At 64.9% G+C, this 24,812-nt stretch carries 24 protein-coding genes; 8 read left to right on the forward strand and 16 right to left on the reverse strand.

The window, feature by feature from the left end:
* Positions 1 to 639 carry a glutathione S-transferase family protein gene (locus tag ACFZAI_RS16060; protein ID WP_391567809.1) on the forward strand — a complete coding sequence of 213 codons (639 nt, stop codon included), beginning with the start codon at positions 1 to 3 and terminating at the stop codon, positions 637 to 639.
* 50 nt (positions 640 to 689) lie between these two features.
* Here ACFZAI_RS16060 and ACFZAI_RS16065 read toward each other — a convergent pair whose 3' ends face one another.
* Positions 690 to 1,598, reverse strand: a complete 909-nt coding sequence (locus tag ACFZAI_RS16065; protein WP_391567810.1) for a DMT family transporter — start codon at positions 1,596 to 1,598, stop codon at positions 690 to 692.
* Between the two features lie 106 nt (positions 1,599 to 1,704).
* Positions 1,705 to 2,082, reverse strand: coding sequence for a DUF423 domain-containing protein (locus ACFZAI_RS16070; protein ID WP_054422008.1), 378 nt, complete (start codon positions 2,080 to 2,082; stop codon positions 1,705 to 1,707).
* Between the two features lie 172 nt (positions 2,083 to 2,254).
* Here ACFZAI_RS16070 and ACFZAI_RS16075 point away from each other — a divergent pair, with 172 nt between their 5' ends.
* Together ACFZAI_RS16075 and ACFZAI_RS16080 are read left to right on the forward strand one after the other, a co-directional pair.
* A complete protein-coding gene (locus ACFZAI_RS16075) occupies positions 2,255 to 2,743 on the forward strand; it encodes an antitoxin Xre/MbcA/ParS toxin-binding domain-containing protein (protein ID WP_391567811.1) in 489 nt (162 codons plus the stop codon).
* Between the two features lie 52 nt (positions 2,744 to 2,795).
* Entirely contained in the window at positions 2,796 to 3,308 is a 513-nt protein-coding gene (locus ACFZAI_RS16080; RefSeq protein ID WP_391567812.1) for an RES family NAD+ phosphorylase, read from the forward strand.
* A gap of 219 nt (positions 3,309 to 3,527) precedes the next feature.
* Here ACFZAI_RS16080 and ACFZAI_RS16085 read toward each other — a convergent pair whose 3' ends face one another.
* Entirely contained in the window at positions 3,528 to 4,589 is a 1,062-nt protein-coding gene (locus tag ACFZAI_RS16085) for an alcohol dehydrogenase (protein WP_391567813.1), read from the reverse strand.
* A 68-nt stretch (positions 4,590 to 4,657) separates the two neighbouring features.
* On the reverse strand, positions 4,658 to 5,884 hold the full coding sequence (locus ACFZAI_RS16090) for an ABC transporter substrate-binding protein (RefSeq protein WP_391567814.1): 1,227 nt from the start codon (positions 5,882 to 5,884) through the stop codon (positions 4,658 to 4,660).
* 228 nt (positions 5,885 to 6,112) lie between these two features.
* Here ACFZAI_RS16090 and ACFZAI_RS16095 point away from each other — a divergent pair, with 228 nt between their 5' ends.
* Positions 6,113 to 6,853 (forward strand): IclR family transcriptional regulator, encoded by a 741-nt coding sequence (locus ACFZAI_RS16095; protein ID WP_391567815.1) that lies wholly within the window; start codon positions 6,113 to 6,115, stop codon positions 6,851 to 6,853.
* 48 nt (positions 6,854 to 6,901) lie between these two features.
* On the opposite strand, the gene rocF is transcribed toward ACFZAI_RS16095, so the two are convergent.
* Both rocF and rocD read right to left on the reverse strand, forming a co-directional pair.
* The gene (gene rocF / locus ACFZAI_RS16100) at positions 6,902 to 7,864 is read right to left on the reverse strand and encodes an arginase (RefSeq protein WP_391567816.1); all 963 of its coding nucleotides are present in this window, start codon (positions 7,862 to 7,864) and stop codon (positions 6,902 to 6,904) included.
* Complete coding sequence (gene rocD / locus ACFZAI_RS16105; protein ID WP_391567817.1) at positions 7,864 to 9,099, reverse strand: ornithine--oxo-acid transaminase; 1,236 nt, start codon at positions 9,097 to 9,099, stop codon at positions 7,864 to 7,866. The genes rocF and rocD overlap by 1 nt, the downstream gene beginning before the upstream one ends.
* 176 nt (positions 9,100 to 9,275) lie before the next feature.
* On the opposite strand from rocD, the gene ACFZAI_RS16110 reads away from it, so the two are divergent.
* Entirely contained in the window at positions 9,276 to 10,097 is an 822-nt protein-coding gene (locus ACFZAI_RS16110; protein WP_156336423.1) for a MetQ/NlpA family ABC transporter substrate-binding protein, read from the forward strand.
* Between the two features lie 103 nt (positions 10,098 to 10,200).
* Here ACFZAI_RS16110 and ACFZAI_RS16115 read toward each other — a convergent pair whose 3' ends face one another.
* Complete coding sequence (locus ACFZAI_RS16115) at positions 10,201 to 11,397, reverse strand: MFS transporter (RefSeq protein WP_391567818.1); 1,197 nt, start codon at positions 11,395 to 11,397, stop codon at positions 10,201 to 10,203.
* Between the two features lie 92 nt (positions 11,398 to 11,489).
* On the opposite strand from ACFZAI_RS16115, the gene ACFZAI_RS16120 reads away from it, so the two are divergent.
* Entirely contained in the window at positions 11,490 to 11,948 is a 459-nt protein-coding gene (locus tag ACFZAI_RS16120) for an Lrp/AsnC family transcriptional regulator (protein ID WP_391567819.1), read from the forward strand.
* Positions 11,949 to 12,059: 111 nt separating this feature from the next.
* On the opposite strand, the gene ACFZAI_RS16125 is transcribed toward ACFZAI_RS16120, so the two are convergent.
* The 8 genes from ACFZAI_RS16125 to ACFZAI_RS16160 form a co-directional block, all read right to left on the reverse strand.
* Positions 12,060 to 13,232 carry a metallophosphoesterase gene (locus tag ACFZAI_RS16125; protein ID WP_391567820.1) on the reverse strand — a complete coding sequence of 391 codons (1,173 nt, stop codon included), beginning with the start codon at positions 13,230 to 13,232 and terminating at the stop codon, positions 12,060 to 12,062.
* Between the two features lie 87 nt (positions 13,233 to 13,319).
* Positions 13,320 to 14,561, reverse strand: a complete 1,242-nt coding sequence (locus ACFZAI_RS16130) for an alpha-hydroxy acid oxidase (RefSeq protein ID WP_391567821.1) — start codon at positions 14,559 to 14,561, stop codon at positions 13,320 to 13,322.
* 106 nt (positions 14,562 to 14,667) lie between these two features.
* Positions 14,668 to 15,540: an archaetidylserine decarboxylase gene (gene asd, locus ACFZAI_RS16135; RefSeq protein WP_391567822.1), complete on the reverse strand. Its 873-nt coding sequence runs from the start codon at positions 15,538 to 15,540 to the stop codon at positions 14,668 to 14,670.
* Positions 15,541 to 15,650: 110 nt separating this feature from the next.
* Positions 15,651 to 17,282 carry an ATP-binding cassette domain-containing protein gene (locus tag ACFZAI_RS16140; RefSeq protein WP_082386955.1) on the reverse strand — a complete coding sequence of 544 codons (1,632 nt, stop codon included), beginning with the start codon at positions 17,280 to 17,282 and terminating at the stop codon, positions 15,651 to 15,653.
* A 205-nt stretch (positions 17,283 to 17,487) separates the two neighbouring features.
* Complete coding sequence (locus tag ACFZAI_RS16145; protein ID WP_391567823.1) at positions 17,488 to 18,357, reverse strand: HpcH/HpaI aldolase/citrate lyase family protein; 870 nt, start codon at positions 18,355 to 18,357, stop codon at positions 17,488 to 17,490.
* A 10-nt stretch (positions 18,358 to 18,367) separates the two neighbouring features.
* A complete protein-coding gene (locus ACFZAI_RS16150; RefSeq protein ID WP_391567873.1) occupies positions 18,368 to 19,081 on the reverse strand; it encodes a response regulator transcription factor in 714 nt (237 codons plus the stop codon).
* Positions 19,082 to 19,442: 361 nt separating this feature from the next.
* Complete coding sequence (locus ACFZAI_RS16155; RefSeq protein ID WP_391567824.1) at positions 19,443 to 19,928, reverse strand: hypothetical protein; 486 nt, start codon at positions 19,926 to 19,928, stop codon at positions 19,443 to 19,445.
* Positions 19,929 to 20,051: 123 nt separating this feature from the next.
* Positions 20,052 to 20,651: a GNAT family N-acetyltransferase gene (locus ACFZAI_RS16160; protein WP_391567826.1), complete on the reverse strand. Its 600-nt coding sequence runs from the start codon at positions 20,649 to 20,651 to the stop codon at positions 20,052 to 20,054.
* 105 nt (positions 20,652 to 20,756) lie between these two features.
* Here ACFZAI_RS16160 and ACFZAI_RS16165 point away from each other — a divergent pair, with 105 nt between their 5' ends.
* Positions 20,757 to 21,992: an NAD(P)/FAD-dependent oxidoreductase gene (locus ACFZAI_RS16165; protein WP_391567827.1), complete on the forward strand. Its 1,236-nt coding sequence runs from the start codon at positions 20,757 to 20,759 to the stop codon at positions 21,990 to 21,992.
* A gap of 157 nt (positions 21,993 to 22,149) precedes the next feature.
* Here ACFZAI_RS16165 and ACFZAI_RS16170 read toward each other — a convergent pair whose 3' ends face one another.
* On the reverse strand, positions 22,150 to 23,283 hold the full coding sequence (locus tag ACFZAI_RS16170) for a 3-deoxy-7-phosphoheptulonate synthase (RefSeq protein ID WP_391567828.1): 1,134 nt from the start codon (positions 23,281 to 23,283) through the stop codon (positions 22,150 to 22,152).
* Between the two features lie 285 nt (positions 23,284 to 23,568).
* Between ACFZAI_RS16170 and ACFZAI_RS16175 the strand changes: the two genes are divergently transcribed.
* Positions 23,569 to 24,786, forward strand: coding sequence for an EAL domain-containing protein (locus ACFZAI_RS16175; protein ID WP_391567829.1), 1,218 nt, complete (start codon positions 23,569 to 23,571; stop codon positions 24,784 to 24,786).
* The last annotated feature ends 26 nt before the right edge of the window (positions 24,787 to 24,812 follow it).

The raw sequence follows: 24,812 nt of genomic DNA on the forward strand, positions 1-24,812 counted from the left end.
ATGAAGACCTATGAGCTGATCGGATCTCTGGGCTGCGGCTCGGCCATCGTTGAAATGGCGCTGGTGCTGGCCAATGTGCCGCATACGCTGACGGACGTGCCGTATTTAAAGCCCGGCCCTGAGCGCGACCGCTTGCTGCATCTGAATCCGCTGGGGCAGGTGCCCACGCTGATTACGCCGGATGGCGAAGTCATGACTGAAAGCGCGGCCATGATTCTGCATTTACATGACGTGGCCCCGCAGGCGGGCTTGGCGCCCGCGGCGGACAAGCCTGAGCGCGCGCATTTCTTGAACCTGCTGCTGCGGCTGGTGGGGGCGATCTACCCGACGTTCACGTATGGCGATAACCCGCCGCAATGGACGACGGAAGGCGCGGCGGCCGAGTTACTGCGCGAGCGCGTGCATTCCAGGCGAGCCGACTTATGGCAGGAACTGGAACGGCAGGCGGGCACGCCGCACATGCTGGGTAAGCGCTTTTCGGCGTTGGACCTGTATGTGACGGTGATGACGCACTGGCGCCCCGGCCAGGCGTGGTTTGCCGCGGAATGCCCGGCCTTGACGGCGGTGGCGCGCGAGGCTGCGCTGGAGCCCAACGTGGCGCGGGTACTGCGAAGGAATTTTCCGCCGCCTACTGAATAGCGGCGACGACTAGCGGCAACCTGCCGCCATTGCATGCGCCGCCAGCGCGTTTACGCCTTGACGCGGCGCTTGCCTTTGCCTCGCGCTTCACGCACCGCGATGTACACGCCGCTGCCCGCGATGAACAACGCGCCCAGGTACGCAAAGGCATCTGGCGCTTCACGCCAGAAGATCCAGCCCAGAATCGTGGCCCAGATCAGCCCGGTGTAATCGAAGGGCGCGACGACGGACGCCGGGCCAATCCGAAAACCCTGCGTGATCAGCGCCAGGCCCAATGTGCTGAACAGCGCAATGCCGAAGAAGTAGGGCAGATGCGCCATGGCGGGCGTTTGCCATACCCACGGCAAGGCGACCGCGCTGCACACCAACTGCCCCAGCACGATATAGAACGTGGTCGTCAGCATGCCTTCGCCGCGGTTGATGCCGCGCGCGGTGATCATCATCACGGCATACAGCAGCGCGGTTGTCAGCGGGTACAGGGTGGCCGCCTGGAACGTGGCGGACCCGGGCCGCACCACAATCAGCACGCCCGCAAAGCCGGCCAGCACGGCCAGCCAGCGCTTGCCGTCCACGCGCTCTTTCAGGATCAGCACAGACAGCGCCGTCACGAACAGCGGCGCGGCAAAGGCGATGGCGGTGGCTTCGGCCAGCGGCAGCGCACGCAAGCCCAGATAGAAGCAACAGGCTGACACGACGTTGATGGCGCCGCGCGTCAGATGCAGGCCCGGGTGCGTTGTGCGCAGCACGCGCCGGCCACCCAGCCACAAGGCCAGCGCGGTCACGAAGGGCATTGCGATCAAGGCGCGCAGAAACAGGATCTGGAGCGGGTTGTAATGTTCACCCAGCCACTTGGCGTTGGCGTCGCTGAGCGTCAGAAAGAAGATGCCGCCCACCACGCAGGCAATGCCTGCGGCGGCGGAATGGTCCCGGGCGGCGGGTAATACAGTCGAGGAAGACATCGGAAACCTGCAAAGGCGGCGGTTCCTGCCGCCGTGGGGAAAGAGAAGGGCGCAGCCAGCGTGTGCAAGGGGGGCTTGCGGTGGCCGCGCGGATCAGCCCAGAGGGTTAGCCCTGCGCGCGGTAGGCGGCCAGGGCCACCATCGCCCACGCAGCCAGGAACGCCGTTCCGCCAATGGGCGTAACCGCACCCAGCCAATGGATGCCGGTCAGTGACAGCACATACAGGCTGCCCGAGAACAGCACGATGCCCATGAACATGACGAAGCCGGCGGCGGATAGCAGCGGCGAGCCGAAACGGGCGCCCAGCAGCGCAATCACGAACAAGCCTAGCGCGTGGATCAGGTGATACAAGACGCCGGTTTGCCAGACGGACAACAATTCGGGAGTCAGCATGCGCTTCAAGCCGTGCGCGCCAAAGGCGCCAGCGCCGACCGCCACCATAAGATTCAACGCTGCGAGTATCGTGAGCTGCCGGTCTGTCATTGCCAGTCCTTAAAAGTGATCGTGTGTAACGCCGCCTATGATATGCCCAAATTCGGTGCATGCCCGGCAGACCGCGCCTTGTTTAGCGCATTCCAAATGGGATATCATAAATTCTGTTTGGAAAATACGCGCCTCTGGCTACAGGCCGGAAGTGACGCTACGGGAGCACGCCATGAGCATCGCCATCACCGGCAAAACCGCCGAAAAACGTGACGCATCGTCCAAGCGGCCGCCGCGCCGTGTGACTGCGGCCCGGGCCAAGCAACTCTTTCAGGAGCTGGTGGACAGCCCGCTGAGCGACATGGCCCGCGATGTGCGGCGAGGGCTGCCCGCGCAAATGGTGGACGACGCGGCTGACTTCCTGCAAGTGCCCAAATCCGAAATCATGGCGATCACCGAAGTCAAGGCGGCCTCGTTGTCGCGTTGGACGCGTGAAGGCCAGATGCTGCCGTTGGGCGAATCCGACCGCCTGGCGCGCGTCGCCCGTGTGGCGCGGGTGGCGCGGCAAGTGTTGGGCAGCGACGAAGAGGCCGTGCTGTGGCTGAACACGCCCGTGCCGGCATTGGGCAACGTCAAGCCCTTGTCATTGCTGACCTCCGATGCCAGCAGCCGCATCGTTGAAGACACCCTGGCCCGCGCGGCGGCCGGCGTCTACGCGTGATCGCGCCGCGATCAGATCCGATGCAGGAGCCACGACGCATGCGTGCCGCCCGATGAACGACTACGTTTCCTTATGGCGTATCGGCACCACCGCCGGCACCTACCGCGCCGATGACTTGAGCGGCGCGGGCGCGGCGGCGGTGGGCGGGCGCTACAACAGCCCCGGCACGGCGGTGGTGTACACGTCGTCAAGCGTGGCGCTGGCGGTATTGGAAACCGTGGTGCATTTCGCCGTGCGCGCCTCCGAACAGGCCAACCGCTATCTGATCGAAGTGGCCGTGCCGCGCCCGGTGTATGAGGCCCGGCAGGTGCTGACTGTCGACCAGTTGCAGCGAGACTTTCCGTTCTGGGAGGCGGTGCCGTTTGCCGAGGCGTCGCAGGCGGTAGGCGACAACTGGGTGGAATCCGGGGTGTCGGCGTTGTTGGAGTTGCCCAGCGCCATCGTCGGCTACCGGGGAGTGCCCGATTGCAATGTGCTGATCAATCCGGGTCATCCCGATGCTGAGCAGATTGTGGTCGTGCGTCGCGAACGTTTTATTTACGATCCCAGGCTGCGGCCGGGATAAAAACAGCGCGATAACAAGCAAAAAGGGGAGCGCCTGGCTCCCCTTTGTTGCGTTTCGGCCCGTTGTTCCGACGTCGGATTTGAGCATGCCGCCCGGGACGGCAATCCGGGCAGCCGTCCTGGCAGCCGTTTGGGCAGCCGTTTGGGCAGCCGTCTGGGCAGCCGTCCGGGCAGCCGTCCGGCCCCGCTTCGCCACCGACCGAATAGGCGATGCCGCCGCTTAGTCCGTCGTCAGCACCGCGCGTCCCACCACTTTGCCTGCGCGCAACGACGCCAGCACGCTGTCGGCCTCTGCCAGCGCGTGACGGTGCACCGGCATCGGCGGCACTTTTCCTGCGCGCACCAGCTCCATCAGCTCTTGCAGTTCGGTCAGGTTGCCGACATAGCTGCCGATGATGGACATGGCCTTCATCGGGATCAACGCGATCGGCCACGACGACGCGCCGCCGAACAAGCCCACAATAATCAGCTTGCCGCCCTTGGTCAGGAAGTCGAACGCAAGCGACGTGGTGGCGGGCGCGCCGACGAGATCGATCGCGGCTTGCAGCGGTTTGCCGCCCGCCGCCTTGATGATCTGCTGCGCGGCATCGGGCGCGGCGCCGTCAATCGCGGCCAGCGCACCGGCTTCCAGGGCGGCCTGCCGCTTGGCGGGGTCGATGTCGACCACGATGGCGCCTGCGCCGCCCAGCGCCTTGATCAGCGTCAGGCTCATCAGGCCCAGGCCGCCGGCGCCGAAGATCACCACCGGGTGTTCGCGGTAGACGTCCGCGCCGATCTTCTTCAGTGCGGAGTAGGTCGTCAGGCCCGAACACGCGTACGGCGCAATCTGCGCGGGTTCCAGGTCGCCGATGTCGATCAGGTATTTCGGGTGCGGCACGACGATGTGGTCGGCGTAGCCGCCCGCGCGGTGCACGCCCAGGCAGGCGGGGGCGCTGCAATGGTTTTCCATGCCAGCCAGACACGGCGCGCATTTGCCGCAGCCAATCCACGGGTAGACCAGGTAGTTACGGTCGTTCGACAGCCCTTGCGCGTCGGGCCCGGCCGCCACCACGCTGCCGACGGTTTCATGGCCCATCGTCAAGGGCAGCGACACGCCGCGATCTTTCAGGGCCAGGGTGCGGCCCTGGCCCAGGTCGTAGCCGCCTTCCCACAAGTGGATATCGCTGTGGCACACGCCCGCCGCGCGAACCTTGAGCAGCACCTGCGTGCCCTGCGGCGTAGGCGTAGGCTGCTCCATTTCCTGCAAGGGTTCGCGGAAGTTGACGACGCAATAACACTTCATGGGAAAGTCTCCTTGGGTTTTTTTATGTCCGGGGCCTCAGCCTACACCTGGGGCGAAGCGCTGACGATTCACTTTTTGATGAGGGGGCATTCGCTGTCAGCCAGCGACACGAACACCTGGTCGCCCGGCACCGTGGACAGGATGCGATAGAAGTCACCCGGGTATTTCGATTCGGCGGTTTTTTTCACTTCGACCAGATACAAGTCCATGATGACGCGCCCGTCTTCAGGACGGATACGGGCATTCTTGATGAGTTTGGTGGTGATGGGCAACTCGCGCATCTTCTGATTGACGGCGGCGGCCTCGAAGGTGCCGGCCGCCTGCGCGGCTTGCAGATAATGCGTGGTGGCCACGTAGCTCAGCGCCTGCACGATTGACGGCGGACGCGTCACGCCCATCTTCTTCTGCCAGCGCTGCGTCCAGGCGCGGGTGTCTTCATCGGCGTCCCAGTAAAAACCGGTGGGAAACGTCAGGCCTTGCGCCACGGGCAGGCCCATCGCCTGCACATCGTTGATGAAGGTCAGGAAAGTCAGCATGCGCTGCTTGCCGCCCGTCAGCCCGAATTCCTGCGCCTGCTTGATCAGGTTGACCAGGTCGCCGCCGGCGCTGGCCAGCCCCACGACGTCGGCCTTGGACGATTGCGCCTGCACCAGGAACGACGCGAAATCCATCGCGCCCAGCGGATGGCGGGTGCTGCCCACGACCTTGCCGCCCGCGTTCTGCACAAAGCGGGTGGCATTGCTTTCCAGGGATTTTCCGAAGACGTAGTCGGTGGTGATGAAGTACCAGGACTTGCCGCCGCTTTCCACCACGCTTTTCACCACTGCGTTGGCCAGCGCATAGGTGTCAGGCGCCCATTGCGTGCTGAGATTGCTGCATTGCTTGCCGCTGAAGTCGCCGGCAAAGCCGCCGCTGATCAGCGCCGTGCCGCCTTTTTCCTTGGCCACGCCCTGGGCCGCCAGGCCGGCCGAGCTGGCCCCGCCGTCCACCACCGCCACCAAGCCCTGCGTGTCGAACCAGCGCCGCACCAAGGCCGAAGCCACGTCGGCCTTGTTCTGGTTATCGGCGCCAATGACTTCCACCGTCTTGCCCGCCACCTTGCCGCCGAAATCTTCGACGGCCATGCGTACCGACATTTCTGAACCCAAGCCACCCAGGTCCGAATAAATGCCCGAGCGGTCATTGGACACGCCCAGGCGGACAACGTCCGATTGGGCATGGGCCGGCGTGATGGCGAGCGGGCCGCACGCAGCCGTCGCGGCGGCCAACGCCGCCAACAGGGGTTTGATACGCATCTTTCTGTCTCCTCAGCCCCATCCGGGCCGAATGTTTGAGTTTTTTGGTGATGACGCGAGACTGCTGGCGGGGGCGCCGGTTCTCCAGCCGGCTGAAATTTATTTCTTATTGGTGAATAAAAATTCCTGTGCAAGAATTTAGGTTCGCCCATATGAAAAGTCAACATAGTGGATTACCTAGCAGATTCAGGCATTTCGCTCAGGTAAATCCGAACAGGGGTCGCCACCATGGAAGTGAAACTTGTTGCCCGCACGCTGGATGTGATCGAGCTGTTTGCGCAGGCCCGCCGGCCGCTGCCGCTGACCGAATTGGCCCAAGGCTTGGGCGCGCCGATGTCCAGCTGCCTGGCGCTGGTGCGCACGCTGGTCGCGCGCGGGTATCTGTATGAAGTGCGCCGCCGCGGGGGCTACTACCCCACGGCGCGATTGCACGCGCTGAGCGCGTTGATACAAACGGGTGACCCCTGGCTGGAACAGGTCCGGCCGCATCTGCTGGCCTTGCGCGACGCCGCCAATGAAACCGTCATGCTGGGCAAGATCCAGGATGGCGCGGTGGTGTTTCTGGACGTCGTGGAATCCACGCAGCCTGTGCATTACGCGGCGCGCCCGGGTGAACGGCGGCCTTTGCATACGAGCGCGGTGGCCAAAGCAATCTTGGCGCGCATGAACCCAACGGAGCGCGATGGCGTTTTGGCAGCCGCCGATTTCCGGCGCTATACGGAACGCACGCTCGTCACGCGCGACGCCCTTTGTGCGGAGGTGGAGCGGGTGCAGGCGCAGGGCTGGGCCGCGAACGTGGGCGAGAGCGTGGAAGATTTGACCGGCTTGGCCGTTGCGCTGGATCTGGGGGGTGAGTGGTATGCGCTCTGCATGGCCGGCCCGACACCGCGCGTCTGGGCGCAGCGCGAACCGAACCTGCAACATTTACAGGCGGCGGCAGAGGCCGTCCGGCGCACGCGGGAAGGGTAGCGAATCAGGCCGGCGCATGCGCCGGCCTAAGGGGGGATCAACGGCGCATCAACTGCCGCGCCGCATCAGCGTGGACTTGCCGAACAGGCTTTCGATCAAATCCACCGCCAGCTCGGCCGTCTTGTTGCGCACATCGAAGGCGGGGTTCAGCTCCACCACATCCAATGAACGCATCAGGCCCGTGTCGGCAATCATCTCCATGCAGAGCTGCGCCTCGCGGTAGGTCGGGCCGCCCGGCACGGTGGTGCCCACGCCCGGCGCGATGTCGGGGTCCAGGAAATCCACGTCAAAACTCACGTGCAGATGCGTGTCGGCGTCCAGGCCGGCCAGTGCCGATTCCATGGTGGCGCGCATGCCCATTTCATCCAGATAGCGCATGTCGAACACTTCCAGCCCCGCTTCATGCACCAGCCGCTTTTCGCCCTGGTCCACGCTGCGGATGCCGATCTGGCGCACCCAGCCGGGCTCGATGTCGGGCGTGTGGCCCGACATGCCGGTGATCTGTGCCGGCCCATAGCCGCACAGGCACGCCACCGGCATGCCATGGATATTGCCGGTGGGCGTGAGCGCGTTGGTATTGAAGTCGGCGTGCGCGTCCAGCCACAGCACGCGCAGTTTTTTGCCTGCCTCGCGGCAATGGCGCGCGACGGCGCTGATGGAGCCGATGCCCAGGCAGTGGTCGCCGCCCAGCAGAATGGGCATGCGGCCCTGGCTCAGTTCGGCGTAGACGGCGTCGTGCACGGCCTGGTTCCAGGCGGTGACTTCTTCCAGATGGCGATAGCCGTCCACGGGAGGCAACCACGGGTTGGCGGGGCCGTACAGGTTGCCGCGGTCAGTCACCTCAAAACCCTGGGCTTCGATCACCGCGGCCAGGTCGGCCACGCGCAAGGCTTCCGGGCCCATCGAAGCGCCACGCGCGCCCGCGCCGATATCCGTAGGCGCGCCGATCAGGGTGATGTGGGTGGGCAGGGTGGCGGTGTTCTGCAAAGGGCGGACTCCGGTTGGGTTCATCAAGAGGCGGATAGTACCGCGGTCAATTGGTCGCACGCCCAGTCGATCTGTTCGCGCGTCACGATCAGCGGCGGCGACAGGCGCAGCGTGTGCCCGTGCGTGTCTTTGACCAGCATGCCGCGTGCCTGCAAGCGTTCGCACCAGCGGCGCGCGCCGCCCGCGTCGGGCTCCAGTTCCACGGCCAGCATCAGCCCGCGTCCGCGCACGTCGCGCACCGGGCCGGGCAGGGTGCGCAAGCGCTCCAGGAAATATGCGCCCATGGCCGCGGCGTTGTCGATCATGCCTTCGTCGGTCAGCACCTGTAGCGCGGCGCGGGCCACCGCGCACGCCAAGGGGTTGCCGCCAAACGTGCTGCCATGCTGGCCCGGCTGGAACACGCCCAGCACGTCCGCATTGGACAGCACCGCCGACACCGGATAGAAGCCGCCCGACAGCGCCTTGCCGATCAAGGTAACGTCGGCTTCGATGCCTTCGTGTTCTTCGGCCAGCAGCTTGCCCGTGCGGCCCAGGCCGGTCTGGATTTCATCCAGGATCAGCGTGATGCCTTGCTCGGTGCAGCGCTGCCGCACGCGATTGAAATACCCTGGCGGCGGCAATACCACGCCCGCTTCGCCCTGAATCGGTTCCACCAGAAAGGCGACCGTGTTGGGCGTGATGGCGGCGTTGAAGGCGTCGTAATCACCAAAAGGCACCACCTTGAATCCCGGAGCGAAGGGGCCATAGTGGCCGTAGGCGTCGGGGTCGGTCGAGAAGCCGACGATGCCCAGCGTGCGCCCATGGAAGTTGTTGGCGCACACGATGATTTCGGCCTGGTTTTCCGGCACGCCGCGCACTTCGTAGCCCCATTTGCGTACGGCCTTGATGGCGGTTTCGACGGCTTCCGCGCCGCTATTCATCGGCAGGATCTTGTGCGCGCCGGTCAAGCGCGCCAGGTCTTCGTAGAACGGCGCCATCTGGTCATGGCGAAACGCGCGCGAGGTCAACGTGAGCTTTTGCGCCTGCTCGACCATGGCCGCCAGAATGCGCGGATGGCAGTGCCCCTGGTTGACGGCGGAATACGCTGACAGGCAATCCAGGTATTTGCGGCCTGCTACGTCGTAAACCCAGACGCCATTGCCGCGCGCGATGACGACATCAAGGGGATGGTAGTTGTGCGCGCCCAGCTGGTCTTCGATCTGGTCGCGGCGGCGAGCAGCGGAGCGCAAGCTGGGCAGGGTGGTCAGAACGTCGTTCATGGGGCCTCCCGAGGCGAATGACAGCCAACATCGGTGCGGTCATCTTAGCGCTGTCGCTTGCGCCATGGCATTGCCATTGCGTGACAAAGGCTATTGGCCAGGGGGCGGCCAAGCTGCTGCACAATAGCGCCTATGCCGGGCGGCGCCCGGTTTCCCTATTTTCCGGAAAGGCTTTCATGTTTTTGCACCCCTTGCTGTTGAAACTCACGCGCGGTGCCGCCGTGGCGGCTTTGAGCGTGGCCGCGTGCGCGCCCGCGCTGGCGCAAGACAAGCCCCTGCGCATCGGCGTGATTCCCAGCGTGGCGAACGAAGCCACCGAGCTGGCCATCGCCCAGGCCAAAAAAGAAGGCTTGGACGTGAAGCTCGTGGAATTCAATGATTGGGTGCTGCCCAACATTGCGGTGGCCGATGGCTCGGTGGATGCCAACTTCTTTCAGCACGAGCCGTTCTTGCAGTTGTTCAACCAGCGCCGCAACGCCAACCTGACGCCGATTGCCTATGGGTACTCCACCACGATCGGCCTGTTTTCCAAGAAGCTGAAAAAGGGCGATACGGTGCCCGACGGCGCCACCATCGCCGTGCCGAATGACCCGGTCAATACGGGCCGCGCCTTGCTGCTGCTGGAATCTGTCGGGCTGATCAAGTTAAAGCCCGGAGTGGCGCATCAAGCCACCTTGCAGGACGTGGTGTCCAACCCCAAGCAGCTGAAGTTTGTGCAGATCGAAGGGTCCCAATCCGCGCGCACGTTTGACGACGTGACCGCATCGGTGACCTACACCACCTTTGCCAAACAGGCCGGCTTGAATGAAAAAGATGGTCTGGCGTTCGACAACACCGACCCGGAAAGCATTCGCCGCTACGCCATCCGCTGGGTGACCACGCCCGACAAGGCGCAAGACCCGCGTCTCTTGAAGTTCATTGCCATCTACCAGAACTCGCCGGAAGTGAAGAGCACGCTCAAGCGTTTGTACGGCGACCTGATTTCATTTCCCTGGTAACGCCAGATCAGGCGCCGAATCGGGCACACGATCAGGCGCCCGATTTGGCACAAGATCAGGCACACAATCAGGCACACAATCAGGCGCGCGGCCAAGCGCCACGTCAGGCGGCCGCTTCGCTGCGTGCGGCGCGGCGGCCGTTCAAGCGCCAGTGCAGGCTTAGCGCCGCAATACCGACGGCGGCCGACGCGCACAATCCCAGCGTTTCAAACCCGGCATGGGTGTAGAGCGTGCCCGCCACTGCCGTGCCGATGCTGGCGCCCAGATAAGTCGTGCAGGTGTTCAGGCCCAGCACCGCGCCGCGTTCTTCGGGGCGTGCGCGCGAGAGCAGCAGCACCAACAAGTTCAGGCTCAGTTGCGACGCCGCGCCCCAGAGCGTGGCGATAGCAAGCACCGCCGCCAGCGAATGCGCGGCAGGCAACAAGCCCAGATAGACCAGCGCAATCGCCGCCAACGCTAACGGCAAGGCGCGGCGCGGCCCCAGGCGTTCGATCAAGGGCGCGCCCGCGATACCGGCCAGCAAGAAGCCCGCGCCATAGGCGAAAGCGATAAACCCCACTTGGCCGGCCGACAGCGCCAGCAGCGTGCGCACGTGATCCGCCAGAAAGGCATACACGCCGTAGAACGCCGACGAGAACGCCAGGCAGGCCAGCAGCAGAATCGGCACATCGCGATACGACAAGGGTGCGAGCAGGCGCGACAAGCGCAACGGCGCGGGGTTTTCGGCGCGGCGCTCAGGCAGCGTGCGCAGGCCCAGCAAGGCAATCGTGGCGCACAAGGCCAGCACGCCGTAGGTAGCGCGCCAGCCCACGGCGTCGGAAATCAGCGCAGATAGCGGCACGCCCACCACCAGCGACACCGACCAGCCCGCGATCACGCGCCCCAGCGTGCGCGCTTCTAGTCCAGGCGGCGCCACCAGCGACGCAGACCCATAGGCCGCAGGAAGAATGACGCCCGCTGCCGCGCCCGCCAGCGCTTGCGCCAGCGTCAGCACGATCCAGTGCGGCGCGGCGGCGGACAGGAGCAGGGCGGCAATCAGCGCCACCATCGCGCCCAGCAGCGACCGGCGGATGCCGATGCGATCGATACGCCCGGCCAGGAAGAACGCGCTGGCCGCGGTGGCCGCGCCATAGGCGGAGATCGCCGTGCTGATCGTCAGCGGGGACGTCGAGAAGGAACGCGCAACATCGCCCAGGATCGGGCTGAGCGCCAAGCCATTGGAGCCGACGACGCTGACGGCGAACATCAGGGCGGGTACGGACGAGGCCGCCCGGGTATTTTGCTTGCTACGATTCTGCATGGCCCGGATTTTATTGGAATAAAATAAGGGTTAACTCCAATAAATCCTTATTCCATAAAAGTTCGAATGCCGTAAGGCAGAACCTGATTCCGATGGCAGACCTAGACGATCGCGACCGAAAACTATTAACGCTGCTGGCGGACGACGCGACGCCCAGCTACGCCGAATTGGGCAAATTACTGAACTTGTCCGCCCCGGCCGTGCACGAACGGGTCAAGCGATTGAAGCGTGACGGCCTGATCAAAGGCATTGCCGCCAAGCTCGACGGCGCACGCATTGGCCGGCCTTTGCTGGCGTTTGTGCATGTGGACACCAATAACTGGAGCATCACGCAACAAGTGCTGGGCCTGGCCGAGCTGACCGAGGTGGAAGAGATCCACACCATCACCGGCAAAAGCGCCATGCTGCTGAAGGTGCGCGTGCGCGACACCCAGGCGTTGGAACTGCTGCTGGCGCGCATTCATAAGATCGACGGCATCACCAACACCACCAGCGATATCGCCCTGACCAGTTACCTGGAACGCGGCCCGCTGCCGGATACCGCCAGCTGATCTGTGGGGGGTATAGCGGCTATAGCGGCTATAGCGGGTGTAGCGGGTGTAGCGGGTGTAGCGGGGGTATGCCGGGTATAGCGGGTTTTGGGCAAGCGTAGGGCCGCGTCCTCAGGCGCGGCCTTTTGCCGTGCGCAGGCGCAAGCGCGTGATTTCGGACGGCGCGCCCAGCCGCTTGGGCGGGCCCCAATAGCCGGTGCCGCGGCTGGTGTAGACCCACATCTTGCCCAGGCGATGCAGGCCGGCCGTGAACGGTTGCTGGAATCGCACAAAGAACCCCCACGGAAAGAACTGACCGCCGTGCGTGTGGCCAGACAGCTGCAAGGTATAGCCCACGGGCTCCGCGGCGGCGGCGCTGCGCGGCTGATGCGCCAGCAGGATCTTCGCGCAGGCGTCGGCGGGCGCGCCGGCCAGTGCTGCTTTGGGGTTGCTGCGTTGCTGCGGGTCGAACGCGCCGGCGCTGTAATCCGTAACGCCGGCCACCACCACCGGCAAGCCCGACGGATGAATCACCGCGTGTTCATTCATCAGCACGCGCAGGCCCATCCGGCGGAACTCGGCGACCCAGGCCGCCGCGCCTGAATAATATTCATGGTTTCCGGTGACCAGGTACACGCCGTAAGGCGCGCGCAGGGCGCCCAACGGACTGGCCTGCTCGGACAGATGCTCGACGCTGCCATCGACCACATCGCCCGTGATGGCGATCACGTCGGGCAACTGTGCGTTCACGGCATCGACAATGGCCTGCACATAGCGCTTCTTGATGGTGGGGCCAACGTGAATATCGCTGATCTGCACGATGGTGAAGCCGTCCAGGTCTTGCGGCAGGCCGGCCACAGGCACATCCACATCCACCACCCGCGCCAGCCGGCGCGCGTTATAGAAGCCGATCAGCGTGCTGGCCAGCGCCAGCGCGGCAACCGTCCAGGCGCTGATGCTGCGAATCTGCATCCAGGGCAGGTCCGAGCGTATCAGCAGATTCGCCAGCCACGTCAATAGCAGCACGGCATCGCGCACCACCGTCAATACGAAGAACGACGAGAACAGGCCCATCGCAATCAGCCCGACCCACGCAATGCGGTCACCCCAGGGCGGGTTCACCGATGAGCGCGCCAGCATGCCCAGCGGAATCAGAATGCACGACAGCAGCAAGGCCAGGATGGCGGCGGCAGCGCCTGCGCCGCTGAGGAGCGCGTCGGGAATCAAGCGGGCGCCCACATAGACGTGGGCCAAGGCCCCAAGCGTCAGAAAGCGCAGAAAAAACGAGGATTGGCGTAGGGACACGGCGCGGGCGGAAGGCGCGCCGGCCTTGTGAACCGGCGCGCACGTAGCAAAGGAAACGCCATTCTATGCCGGGCTAGCGTCCCCGGTTCAAGGCAATGGGCCGGATGCGCCAGGCAAGCCGTCGCGCCATAGGAGGCTGGCGTCCATCTCCCGGACGCTGTTGATGCCCAGCATCGCCATGTTGCGGTCCACTTCGGCCCGCAGCAGATTGATGGCGTGCGCAACGCCCGCCTGTCCGCCCACCGCCGACGCGTAGTTGAAGGGCCGGCCCACGAACACAAAGCGGGCGCCCAAGGCCAGCGCCTTGAGCACGTCGCCGCCCCGGCGCACGCCGCTATCCATCATCACTGTCATGCCGCCTGCCGCGTCCACCACCGCAGGCAGCGCGCGCAGCGGCGATATCGCGCCATCCAGCTGGCGCCCGCCGTGGTTGGACACGATGATGCCGTCCGCGCCATGCTGGCGAGCCAGCGCCGCATCGTGGGGATGCAGGATGCCCTTGATGACAAGCGTGCCGGGCCATTGGCGGCGGATGCGCGCCACGTGTTCCCAGCTGAGATGGTCGCGTGCAGTGAAGTCGCGCAGCACCGACGCCGACACGATGGGCGCGCCGCGTGTCGCGAACGAGTTCTCGAAGTGCGGCATGCCATGCGCCAGCAGCGTGCGCAGAAAGGTGCCGGCCAGCCAGCGCGGCCGCGTCAGGCCATCCCACGCGAGCCGCAGGCTGGGTTTGAGCGGCGTGGAAAAGCCCGTGCGCACATTGTTTTCGCGATTGGCCGACACGGGGATGTCCACCGTCAGCACCAGCGTTTCGTAGCCGGCGCGGCGGACGCGTTCGACAAGCGCGTCGATCTTCGCCGGGTCGCCCGGCAGATAGGCCTGGAACCAGGTGCCGGGCGCTTCCTGAATCACGTCTTCCAGCGCGATGAGCGAGGTGCCGCTAAGGATGGCCGGGATGTTCGCTTCGCGGGCGGCTCGGGCCTGAACCACGTCGCCGCGATAGGCCGACAAGGCGCTGATGCCCATTGGCGCTATGCCGAAGGGCGCGGCGTAGGTCCGGCCGAACAATTCCGTTTGCGTCGTGCGGCGCGACACATCGACCAGCACCCGGGGCGCAAAGCCGTACTGTGTGAATGCGCGGCGGTTGTCTTGCAGCGACTGATTGTCTTCCGCGGCGCCTGCGACGTAGCCGAAGATGGGCCGCGGCAAGCGCTTGCGCGCGGCCGCTTCGAAATCGTCCAGGGACAACATGCGGGCAAGTGCGCGCGGCAAGGGCCGGGCAGCGGTGGCGCCAAGGGGCGCGGTGGCGGGCAGGGCGTTGGATGTCATGGCGGGCCGGTAAAAGCCCGTAATCTAGCAACGCCGCTTTATCGCTGAAAGCGAATTAATAAGGAAAACCTTGTTCGCTTTTTGGCACATAGATGCGCCGCGCGTTTCACTCCGCAAACTTCGGCAAGGCCAGCAGTTCGCCCATGCGCACGGGGCCCGTCACCGATGGGGTATCCGCCCAGCGGATTTTGTCAGGCCCGAACAGCACGATGGCGGTCGAGCCCAGCTTGAAGCGGCCCATTTCCGCACCCTTGGCCAGATGGATCGGCGCACGCGCGGCGGCGTCATAGCGCACGGATTTCACACGGCGCTTGAACGGCGTCACCAAGCCCGCCCAGACGGTTTCGATGGACGCGACGATCATCGCGCCGACGAGCACAACGGCCATGGGACCATGTTCCGTGTCGAAGATGCAGACCACGCGTTCGTTGCGCGCGAACAGGCGCGGCACGTTACGGGCGGTCAGCGGGTTCACCGAGAACAGGCGGCCCGGCACATGCACCATCTCGCGCAGCGTGCCGGCTACCGGCATGTGGACGCGGTGATAGTCCTTGGGCGATAGATAGATGGTGGCGAATTCGCCACCCTGGAAGGGCGCAGCGCGTTCGGCGTCGCCGCCCAGCAAGTCCACCAGGCCGTAGCTGTGGCCCTTGGCCTGGAAGATGCGGCCTTGTTCGATGGCGCCCATCTGGCTGATGGCGCCGTCTGCCGGACAGAGCACCGAACCGGGTTCGTCGTCCAGCGGGCGCGCGTCGTCTTTGAGCGCGCGCGTGAAGAAGTCATTGAAGCACTCGTAGGCCAACGGGTCTTCTTGCAAGGCCTGGCTCATGTCCACGCCGTACTTGCGGACAAAGCGCGAGATCATCCAATTCTTGACCGCGGGTTCCCGGCAGTCTGAGGCGTATCCGAAGAAGCGCGACACCAGGTGATGGGGCGCAAGATACTGGCTGGCGAGAAATAGTTGGTCTTTGATCGTCATCTACGAGCGCTGAAAAAACTCGTCCCGCGTACAGCGGGACGGGGTTGAAGGTTGCGTGGCAAGACGTCTAGTGAAGACGGCTGCGTGCAATTCGCGGGATTGTAACGCGATCAGGCGGCTTTGGCGGCCAGCTTGGTTTTGTAGAGCCAGTCCTTGTAGTCGTCAAGGTCGCCATCGAACGGTTTGACGACGCCGTCGGCCACGATGATGAACTCATCGGTAGTGGCGCGCAGCAGATGGCGATCGTGCGAGACCAGCATCAACGTGCCTTCGAACTGCGCTAGCGCCGTGGTCAAGGCTTCGCGCGTTTCCAGGTCCAAGTGGTTGGTGGGCTCGTCCAGCAGCAGCAGGTTGGGGCGCTGCCACACGATCAGCGCAAGCGCCAGGCGCGCCTTTTCGCCGCCAGAGAACGGCGCGATGGAGCTCGTGGCCATGTTGCCGTTGAAGTTGAAACTGCCCAGAAAATTGCGCAGCTCTTGTTCGCGCACGGTCGGCGCGATCTTCATCATGTGCCACAACGGCGATTCGTCGTGGCGCAGCATTTCAACCTGGTGCTGGGCGAAGTAGCCAATCGACAGGCCCTTGTTGAATTGCGTGTCGCCCGCCAACGATTCCAGATCGCCCGCGATGGTCTTGATGAACGTGGACTTGCCCGCGCCGTTGATGCCCAGCAGCCCGATGCGCTGGCCCGCTTGCAACGAGAAGTTGATGCCCGACACGATGATCTTGTCGGACACGGCTTGCGTGTCTTCGTCTTCCACGCGGTAACCCGCGCTGACCTTGTCCATCGTCAGCAGCGGGTTGGGCGCGCGCAGCGGTTCGCGGAATTCGAACGAGAATTCGGCGGCGGCGCGCAACGGGGCCACTTCTTCCATGCGGGCCAGGGCCTTGATGCGGCTTTGCGCCTGACGCGCCTTGCTGGCCTGGGCCTTGAAGCGGTCAATGAACGATTGCAGGTGCGAACGTTGGCGCATCTGCTTTTCCATCATGCCTGCCGCCAATTCCAGCTGGGCGGCGCGTTGGCGTTCGAACGACGAGTAGTTGCCCGAGTAGCGCTTGAGCTTGCGTTCGTCGATGTGGACGATAACGTTGACCACGCCGTCCAGGAAATCGCGATCGTGCGAGATGACGATGAGCGTGCCCGGGTAGCGCTTGAGCCAGTCTTCCAGCCAGATGATGGCGTCCAGGTCCAAGTGGTTGGTGGGCTCGTCCAGCAGCAGCAGGTCGGACGGGCACATCAGCGCTTGCGCCAGGTTCAGGCGCATGCGCCAGCCGCCGGAAAAGCTCGTCAGCGGCAAATGCATTTGCGCCTGCGTGAAGCCCAGGCCGGTCAGCAGCTGTTCGGCGCGCGAGTGCACCGTGTAGGCGTCGGCGTCGGCCAGCGCGGCGTAGATGTCGCCCATGCGCAGGCCGTTCTCGGCGCTTTCGGGTTCGGCTTCCAGCGCGGCGAGTTCCGCTTCCAGCTTGCGCAACGTGACGTCGCCGTCAATCGCGTATTCGATGGCGGGGCGGTCAAGCGCGGGCGTTTCCTGCGCAACGTAGGCCATGCGCCAGCTGGACGGGTAGTCGAGATCGCCTTGGTCGGCGTGCAGCGTGCCGCGCAAAAGGCCGAACAGGCTGGACTTGCCAGCGCCGTTGGCGCCGATCAGGCCGATCTTGTCACCGGGGTTCAAGAGCAGGTCGACCTTGTCGAGCAAGGGCTTGACGCCGCGCATGAGTGAAACTTGTTGGAAGCGGATCATGAATCTTGGGGCAGGGGGTGGCGCGGCAACCGCGCGGCAAGGCTCCCGCCACAAAGGCGCGGCGCAAAAAAGGGAACCGGAGAGGGTTCGCGCCATGCCGGGAACGTGCTTGGGGCTATCGGGCGCGAAAGGCGAAGGGACGGGACGCCGGATAAGCGCGTCGTCGGATCGTGGGCGGTATTGTACCGGGCCGCGCGCATCGGCGCTATTGCGCCGCGATGGCGGCGGCCAGCGCCAGCACCCGTTCGGCGTCTTGCGCGTGCAGGTTTTCCACCAAGGCGCCATCGACGACGGCAACGCCCAAGCCCGCGGCTTGCGCGGCGCGCCAGGCGTCCAGCCGTTTGCGCGCCGTGGCCAGTTCGTCTTCCGTGGGTGCGAATGCCGCATTGGCTGCGGCGATCTGCTTCGGATGGATCAGCGTCTTGCCGTCAAAGCCCTGGTCGCGCCCTTGGCGGCACGCGGCTTCCAGGCCCGGGTCGTCCTGCAAGTCCAGATGCACGCCATCCAACACGGCCAATCCATGCGCGCGCGCGGCCATCACGGCCAGTGAACGCGCCAGCAGCGTTTCTTCGCGGCCCGGCGTGTGGCGCGCGTGCAGATCTTTCACCAGGTCTGACGTGCCGACGACAATGGCGGCCAGACGCGCGTGGCCGCCCGCAATCGCGTCCAGGCGCAGAAAGCCCAACGGCGTTTCGGCCATGGCCCAGAGCGGCAAGTCCGGCGGCGCGCCGGCGGCGTTCAGCGCATCAGCCAAGGCCGCCAGTTGCGCTGCGGATTGCACCTTGGGCAGCAACACCGCGTGCGCGCCGGCCTGGGCGATGGCGTTGATGTCGTCGTGGCCCCAGGGTGTGTCCAGCGCGTTGATGCGCACGATGCATTCGCGGCGTCCATAACCGCCTGCGCGCAGGGCAGCGGCTACTTGTTCGCGGGCCTGCGACTTGGCGTCGGGCGCAACAGCGTCTTCCAGGTCAAGAATCAGCGCATCGGCATCCAGGCTGCGGGCTTTGTCCAGCGCCCGTGCATTGGCGCCGGGCATGTAAAGGACGGATCGGCGGGGGCGGATGGGAAGCGTCATGGAATGCGGATCAGGGTTTGAGGTTGCCAACAATCTGCACCGGCGTTGTGCAGACATAGCCCACGCCATACACCGTGCGGATGCCGATGTCGCCGCCCGCCAGCGCGCGCAGCTTGCGGCGCAGCCGGTGCATGTGCGCGTCCAGGCGGTGCGTGTCGTAGGCGTCGGCGCTGGCGCCCAGCGCTTCCACAAGACGCGCGCGGGTCAAGGGCAGCGGTGCGGCCTGGATCAGCGCGCCGATCAGGCGGCTTTCGGTATCGGTGATATCCACGCACACTTGGCCCGGCGACGTCAGCATGCGCCGTGCGGGGTCAAAGCGCCAGGTGTCTGATTGCGCATCGTCAGTCGCAGGCACGACGCGCAAGCGGCGCGACAAAGACACCAGCGTTGCGCCCAATTCATTCAGGTTGACGGGCTTGGTCAGGTAGTGGTCGGCCCCCAGGCTCAGGCCCGACACCTTGTCTTCGCTGAGCAAGCGGCCAGTGAGCATGATGATGCCCATGGCCGGATACGTCGTGCGCAAGTGCGACACGCGCGTCAGCGCATCGCCGTCGGGCAGCATGGCGTCAAGCACCAGGATGCCGGGCGTGACGCTCAACAGCAGCTGATCCAGTTCCGCCAGCGAACCCGCGGTAAGAATGACTTTGTCCAGACCCAGATCGTGGATGTATTCGGCGATGGTGTCGCGCCAGTCTCCGTGGTCGTCAACGACGATGATCGTCACGGCGTCGCCGCTTGCGTGTGCACGCAAAGCGCTCCAAGTGCAAACACGCTTTTCGCTCCTGACATGCTGGGTTTCTTGGTGGGAGGATGGTCCGCTTGGGCGGGTGCAACGCCGAATGTGTCCTCCGGGGGGAAGACGGGGTTGATACGTTTCGTATCGTTATGCTTGCGGAGAATATCATCATCGGCACTGCGGCGGCGCGGCAATCCAGACGGATGTGATCCAAGGCGCGCACAAACAGCGACTGATCAAAAATTGCGCAGCCCGTTGCGCATCGCCTGAACGGCCTCTTACCGCGCTGGCGTACGCGTTTTATCCACAGAAGTTGTGGATAAAACTCAGCCCTCTGGTTCCATCCGATTTATGTAGGCAGGTATTCCACTGGCACCCCTTGCGGCACCTTGCGCATGCGGTCACGTTCAATACGCGCCGAGGCGAAGCGGGTCTTGCGCGCCGCTGCGTTCTGCAGCAGCACGGACAGCACGGCGCCCTTGTCCTGAATCCACTGCGTTTTGCCCCGCAGCAATTTCATGGCGTTGTCCGCCGAGCCCAATCGGTACGACATGGCGTTGATCTGCACCGAGGTTTTACCGTTGAATGACTCCGGCTCTTGCTCGGTGATCGCGGCGGCGTCCAGGTTGCTGCTTTCGTGGTCGACGCGATAAATGAACTTCAAGCCGCTATGCGGGTCTTGCGCCACGATAAGTTTGTCGGAACCCGATATGTCCGACAGCATGCCGATGACCAGGGATTCGACCAGCTGGTTGCCCCGCTGTTCTTCCGTGTAGATAAAAATGCTGTGCCGGGACTTGGCGCCCGCGGCCGGGAGGAGGGGAGAACTATCCATACCTGACTTGAAAAAGGCGGGGCGGACAAGGGCGTCCGTTGACCTGCCGGTGCTGCGGTACTGCATCGACGGCTCCGCTTGCAGAAATGCGGAGCTGCCTGTGAAAAGAACAATGCGCGCGGTTTACGCGGCGCGGTGCATCCGCGCCAACAGACGCGCTTTGACGGACGGCCAGTCGTCATCAAGGATGGCGAAATAGACCATGTCGCGGGTGCGTCCCGATTGCGCGATCAGATGCTTGCGGAACACGCCTTCCTCAATGCCGCCGATGCGCAGGATGGCTTGCCGCGACTGCGTATTGCTCAATTCCGTTTTAAAGACCACGCGCATGATACCAATTGTTTCAAAGGCGTGCTGCAACAATAGGAATTTTGCTTCCGTGTTAGCGCCGGAACGGTGGCTGGCGGGCGTGAGCCAGGTCGCGCCGATCTCCAGCCGCTTGTGCGCCAGCGCAATGTCCATATAGCGCGTGGCGCCAATGATCTGTCCGGTGCTTTGCTGCACGATGACAAAGGGCAGACACGCCCCGTCGCGCCAACCGGCCAGCGCCCGTTCCACATAACGCCGCATGTCGTCGGGCGTGGCCACCGGTTCCGGCTGCAAGCGCCATAGTTCAGGATGCAGGCCTGCCTCCGCCAGCGCATCGGCATGGTGCAGGGCCATGGGTTCCAGGCGCACGATGTCGCCGTGCAGGGTGACGGGCTGCAAAGGGGGTAGGGGCATGGGGGGGTCCTGATTCGGTTCCTGATTCGGGTCCGGGGGGCGGTCGTCGAATTCTACGCGCGCAATGTCTTGCCGAACATGTGGGGCTGGCGCAGAATTCGGCGCATGAAAACAGACGTTGTGGTTCTTGGCGCGGGCATCGTGGGCGTGAGTACGGCGTTGCATTTGCAGGCGCGCGGGCGTTCCGTGGTGCTGCTGGACCGGCGCGGCCCCGGTGAAGAAACCAGCTACGGCAACGCGGGCCTGATCGAACGGGCCAGCGTCATTCCGTACGCTTTTCCGCGCGACTGGCGCAGCCTGTGGCGCTATGCGCGCAACAACACGCCGGACGTGAGCTATCACCCGCGCTTTCTGCCCCGCATCGCGCCGTGGCTGCTGCGCTACTGGTGGCATTCATCGCCTGCGCGGCTGGCGCGCGCGGCGGACGCCATGCTGCCGCTGATCGAACGCAGCGTGGCCGAACATGACGCGCTGAAAGACGACGCCAACCTCACCCACCTGTTTCGCCGCAATGGCTGGATCGATGGCGCCCGCACCGAGGCCGGCATGACGCGCGCCATTGCCGAAGCCGAGGCCCTGTCGCCCTACGGCCTGAACTATCGCGTGCTGGATCGCCAGGCCTTGACCGCGCTGGAGCCGTCGCTGTCATCGCGCATGGTCGGCGCGGTGCATTGGCTGGACCCGGTGAATGTGTCTGATCCTGGCGCGGTCACGCGGGGCTATGCCGCCTTGTTCCAGAAGCGCGGCGGCCAACTGGTGCGGGGCGACGCCCGCAGTTTGAAGGCGGCGGGCAAGGGCTGGCAGGTGCAGAGCGTGCAGGGGATGGTCGACGCCGGCGATGCCGTCGTGGCGTTGGGGCCGTGGTCGGCTGACCTGTTGCGCCCGCTGGGCTACCGCATTCCGATGGCGGTCAAGCGTGGCTATCACCAGCACTACGCGCTGGAAGACGGCGCGACGTTGTCGCACCCCGTGGCGGATATCGATAGTGGTTTCGTCGTGACGCCGATGACCTTGGGTGTGCGCTTGACGACGGGCGCCGAGTTCGCGTCCCGCGATGCGCCGCCGTCACCGATCCAGATCCAGCGCACGCGCGCGTTGGCGGGGCAATTGCTGCCGCTGGGGGCCGCCGTGGAAAAAGAACCGTGGTTGGGGTGCCGGCCTTGCATGCCCGACATGCGCCCCGTGATTGGGCCTGCGCCCAAGCATCCGGGCTTGTGGATGGCGTTCGGCCACGCGCACCATGGCTTCACGCTGGGGCCGGTGACCGGCAAGCTGATGGCCAGCCTGATTACCGGGCAGGCGCCGGATATGGACCCGGCGCCTTACGCGCTACGCCGCTAGGAAAGCAAAGGCGGCGGCGACCCCCGGCCGAAACCCGGGGCCGAAACTCGGGTCCTGAACTTGGGTCCTGAACTTGGGGACTGAACTTGGGGCCTGAACTCTGGGCCTGAACCCGGGGCCTGAACCCCGGGGCCTGAACCCCGGGCCCGCAGCGTCATTAACGCGCCGCCGCCTTTTTTTCGCGGCGTTGGCGCACGGCCAGCGCCAGCGTGTCCAGCACGGGTTCGGTCTGCGACCAGCCCAGGCAGGCGTCGGTAATCGATACGCCACGGCGCAGCGGCTGGCCCGGCTTCAAGTCCTGGCGGCCTTCTTCAAGATGGCTTTCGATCATGACGCCGGTGATGCGGGCGTCGCCCTGCGCGAGCTGCGCGGCGATATCGTTGGCCACATCAATCTGGCGCAAGTGGGACTTGTTGGAGTTGGCGTGCGAGCAGTCAATCATGACCTGTTCGCGCTGGCCGGCGGCCCGCAAGGCGGCGCAACAGGCGTCCACGCTAGCGGCGTCGTAGTTCGGGCCTTGCTTGCCGCCGCGCAGGATCACGTGGGTGTCCTGGTTGCCGCGCGTTTCGAAAATGGCGGCCATGCCCATCTTGGTCATGCCCATGAACGCATGCTTGGCGCTGGCGGCGACCATGGCGTCGGCTGCAATCTGCACGCCGCCGTCGGTGCCGTTCTTGAAGCCCAGCGGGCAGCTCAGGCCAGAGCTCAGTTGGCGGTGGCTGGGGCTTTCGGTGGTGCGCGCGCCGATGGCGCCCCAGGCGATCAGGTCAGCGATGTATTGCGGGCTGAGCAAGTCCAGGAACTCGGTGGCGATCGGCAGACCCAGGCCGCTGATGTCCAGCAGCAGTTCACGGGCGCGGCGCAGGCCTTCGTTGATGCGGAAGCTGCCATCCAGGCGCGGGTCGTTGATGTAGCCCTTCCAGCCCACGGTGGTGCGGGGCTTTTCGAAATACACGCGCATGACGATCAGCAGGTCTTTCTTGTGCTGGTCCACGGCGGCGCGCAATTGGCGGGCGTAGTCCATCGCTTGACCATGGTCGTGAATGGAGCAGGGGCCCACCACGATCAGCAGGCGGTCGTCACGGCCATGCAGCACGTCGGCGATTTCGGCGCGGCTCTGCTCAACAAGCGTCTGGATGGCGGGGGATACGGGCAGCTCGTCCTGCAGCAACGCGGGCGAAATCAGCGGACGCACGGCGCTGATGCGGGTGTCGTCGGTGCGCGTGTTGTCCTGGGTCGAGTCGGCCGTGCCGACCTCGCGGTCGTGCTGGGGGTCGTCAATGCGGGTCAAGGGATGCTCCGTGCCGTAGATGCGAAAAGACCAACATTATCGCACTGGCCGGCGGCGCGGGCGCCAGAAGGCGGCATCCGTCGGGAGGAAGCCGGCTGGTGGCCGCCGGACAACGGGCGGCGCCGGCGGCGGGACGTTGATCCCAAACCTACGCCTATCGGCCCGGAAATTGCATTAACCCTTTTCCAATCGCCACAGAATGGACGCGGATGCCGTAGGATTGAGTCCGGAAAGTTCAAGCGGCTGCCTGCAGAGGCCCGGCCCTATAAGTTAGGACGGAACGTAATGCCTAAAACCGAAGCCGAAGGCACTCGACGGATTCTTCTGGTCGAAGATCATCCCGTCGAACGCGCCTATCTGCAGAACATGCTGCTGGCGTTGGGCTATCGGCGCGTGGCGGGCGTGGGCAGCAGCACGGAGGCCGTCAGCGCGCTGGGCCGGCAATTCTATGATCTGGTGATCAGCGACATCGTCATGAGTGATGGCGATGGCACGCATCTGCCCAACGAATTGCGCCGGCTGGTGGATGTGGGCCGCTTGAAAAGCATGCCGCCAATAATCTGGATCAGCAGCTTGGCCGACGAATTGCTGGAGTCGCACGTCAGGCTGGCGCTACAGGCCGGCTGCCCGTCGGCGCAGGCGCTGTCCAAACCCGTTTCGCGCACCGCCATGCAGCAGGCCATCAAGGCCGCGCTGGCTGCGGTAGATGTGGCCTTGCCGCGCCAGCAGTCGGTTCGGCGCGAAGTGATCGAGGCCGAGTTAGGGCGGGCGCTGATCACCGGCGAGGGCATGAGCGTGGTGCTGCAACCGCAGATGAGCCTGTCAACGGGCGAAGTTCTGGCGGCCGAGGCGCTGTCGCGTTGGGACCATCCCACGCTCGGCCCCATTTCTGCGGCCGACTTCGTGCCGGCCGCGCATCGTCTGGGCATGGACCGGATGCTGTTCCTGCGGGTGACGGATCGCGTGCTGGAAGTGTTGCAGCGCATGCACGCCGAGGACATCGCCGTGCCGATCGCCATCAACGCGTCGTCCTCCACGCTGTGCTCGCGCGACATGGCGGCGCTGCTTGAAAAGCGGGTCGCGCAAGCCGGCCTGCCCGCAAGGCTGGTGAAAATTGAGTTGACCGAAGATGAACCGGTCAACGACTGGCTGGCGCTGTCGTCCGTGCTGAATCTGTTGCGGGTGCGGGGCTTCGAGCTGGCCATGGATGACTTCGGCGCCGGCATCGCGTCGATGCGCCTGTTTTCAGCCATGCCGTTCACCGAACTGAAGATCGACCGGGATTTCATCGTGCACATGCATCGCGAAGCGGCGTCGCGCGCAGTGGTGGCGGCCGCCATCGAAATGGGCCGGGTGCTGGGGCGGCGCGTGGTTGCCGAAGGCGTCGAACAAGAACGCGATCTGCAACTGCTGCGCGAGCTGGGTTGCGACGTGGCGCAGGGTTACGGGCTGTGCCTGCCGCTTGAAGCCGACGCCTTCATCGATTTCTGCCGCAGCCACTGAAACCCAACAAGGCGGCCAGTGTGTGG

Source organism: Achromobacter sp. NPDC008082, assembly GCF_042957345.1.
GTDB classification, from domain to species: Bacteria; Pseudomonadota; Gammaproteobacteria; order Burkholderiales; family Burkholderiaceae_B; genus Achromobacter; species Achromobacter kerstersii_A.

What these genes read in the sequence shown, in the direction of transcription:
- ACFZAI_RS16060 (WP_391567809.1), top strand. Translation starts at nt 1, where the DNA reads ATGAAGACCTATGAGCTGATCGGATCTCTGGGCTGCGGCTCGGCCATC.
- ACFZAI_RS16065 (WP_391567810.1), bottom strand. Translation starts at nt 1,598, where the DNA reads ATGTCTTCCTCGACTGTATTACCCGCCGCCCGGGACCATTCCGCCGCC.
- ACFZAI_RS16070 (WP_054422008.1), bottom strand. Translation starts at nt 2,082, where the DNA reads ATGACAGACCGGCAGCTCACGATACTCGCAGCGTTGAATCTTATGGTG.
- ACFZAI_RS16075 (WP_391567811.1), top strand. Translation starts at nt 2,255, where the DNA reads ATGAGCATCGCCATCACCGGCAAAACCGCCGAAAAACGTGACGCATCG.
- ACFZAI_RS16080 (WP_391567812.1), top strand. Translation starts at nt 2,796, where the DNA reads ATGAACGACTACGTTTCCTTATGGCGTATCGGCACCACCGCCGGCACC.
- ACFZAI_RS16085 (WP_391567813.1), bottom strand. Translation starts at nt 4,589, where the DNA reads ATGAAGTGTTATTGCGTCGTCAACTTCCGCGAACCCTTGCAGGAAATG.
- ACFZAI_RS16090 (WP_391567814.1), bottom strand. Translation starts at nt 5,884, where the DNA reads ATGCGTATCAAACCCCTGTTGGCGGCGTTGGCCGCCGCGACGGCTGCG.
- ACFZAI_RS16095 (WP_391567815.1), top strand. Translation starts at nt 6,113, where the DNA reads ATGGAAGTGAAACTTGTTGCCCGCACGCTGGATGTGATCGAGCTGTTT.
- rocF (WP_391567816.1), bottom strand. Translation starts at nt 7,864, where the DNA reads ATGAACCCAACCGGAGTCCGCCCTTTGCAGAACACCGCCACCCTGCCC.
- rocD (WP_391567817.1), bottom strand. Translation starts at nt 9,099, where the DNA reads ATGAACGACGTTCTGACCACCCTGCCCAGCTTGCGCTCCGCTGCTCGC.
- ACFZAI_RS16110 (WP_156336423.1), top strand. Translation starts at nt 9,276, where the DNA reads ATGTTTTTGCACCCCTTGCTGTTGAAACTCACGCGCGGTGCCGCCGTG.
- ACFZAI_RS16115 (WP_391567818.1), bottom strand. Translation starts at nt 11,397, where the DNA reads ATGCAGAATCGTAGCAAGCAAAATACCCGGGCGGCCTCGTCCGTACCC.
- ACFZAI_RS16120 (WP_391567819.1), top strand. Translation starts at nt 11,490, where the DNA reads ATGGCAGACCTAGACGATCGCGACCGAAAACTATTAACGCTGCTGGCG.
- ACFZAI_RS16130 (WP_391567821.1), bottom strand. Translation starts at nt 14,561, where the DNA reads ATGACATCCAACGCCCTGCCCGCCACCGCGCCCCTTGGCGCCACCGCT.
- asd (WP_391567822.1), bottom strand. Translation starts at nt 15,540, where the DNA reads ATGACGATCAAAGACCAACTATTTCTCGCCAGCCAGTATCTTGCGCCC.
- ACFZAI_RS16140 (WP_082386955.1), bottom strand. Translation starts at nt 17,282, where the DNA reads ATGATCCGCTTCCAACAAGTTTCACTCATGCGCGGCGTCAAGCCCTTG.
- ACFZAI_RS16145 (WP_391567823.1), bottom strand. Translation starts at nt 18,357, where the DNA reads ATGACGCTTCCCATCCGCCCCCGCCGATCCGTCCTTTACATGCCCGGC.
- ACFZAI_RS16155 (WP_391567824.1), bottom strand. Translation starts at nt 19,928, where the DNA reads ATGGATAGTTCTCCCCTCCTCCCGGCCGCGGGCGCCAAGTCCCGGCAC.
- ACFZAI_RS16160 (WP_391567826.1), bottom strand. Translation starts at nt 20,651, where the DNA reads ATGCCCCTACCCCCTTTGCAGCCCGTCACCCTGCACGGCGACATCGTG.
- ACFZAI_RS16165 (WP_391567827.1), top strand. Translation starts at nt 20,757, where the DNA reads ATGAAAACAGACGTTGTGGTTCTTGGCGCGGGCATCGTGGGCGTGAGT.
- ACFZAI_RS16175 (WP_391567829.1), top strand. Translation starts at nt 23,569, where the DNA reads ATGCCTAAAACCGAAGCCGAAGGCACTCGACGGATTCTTCTGGTCGAA.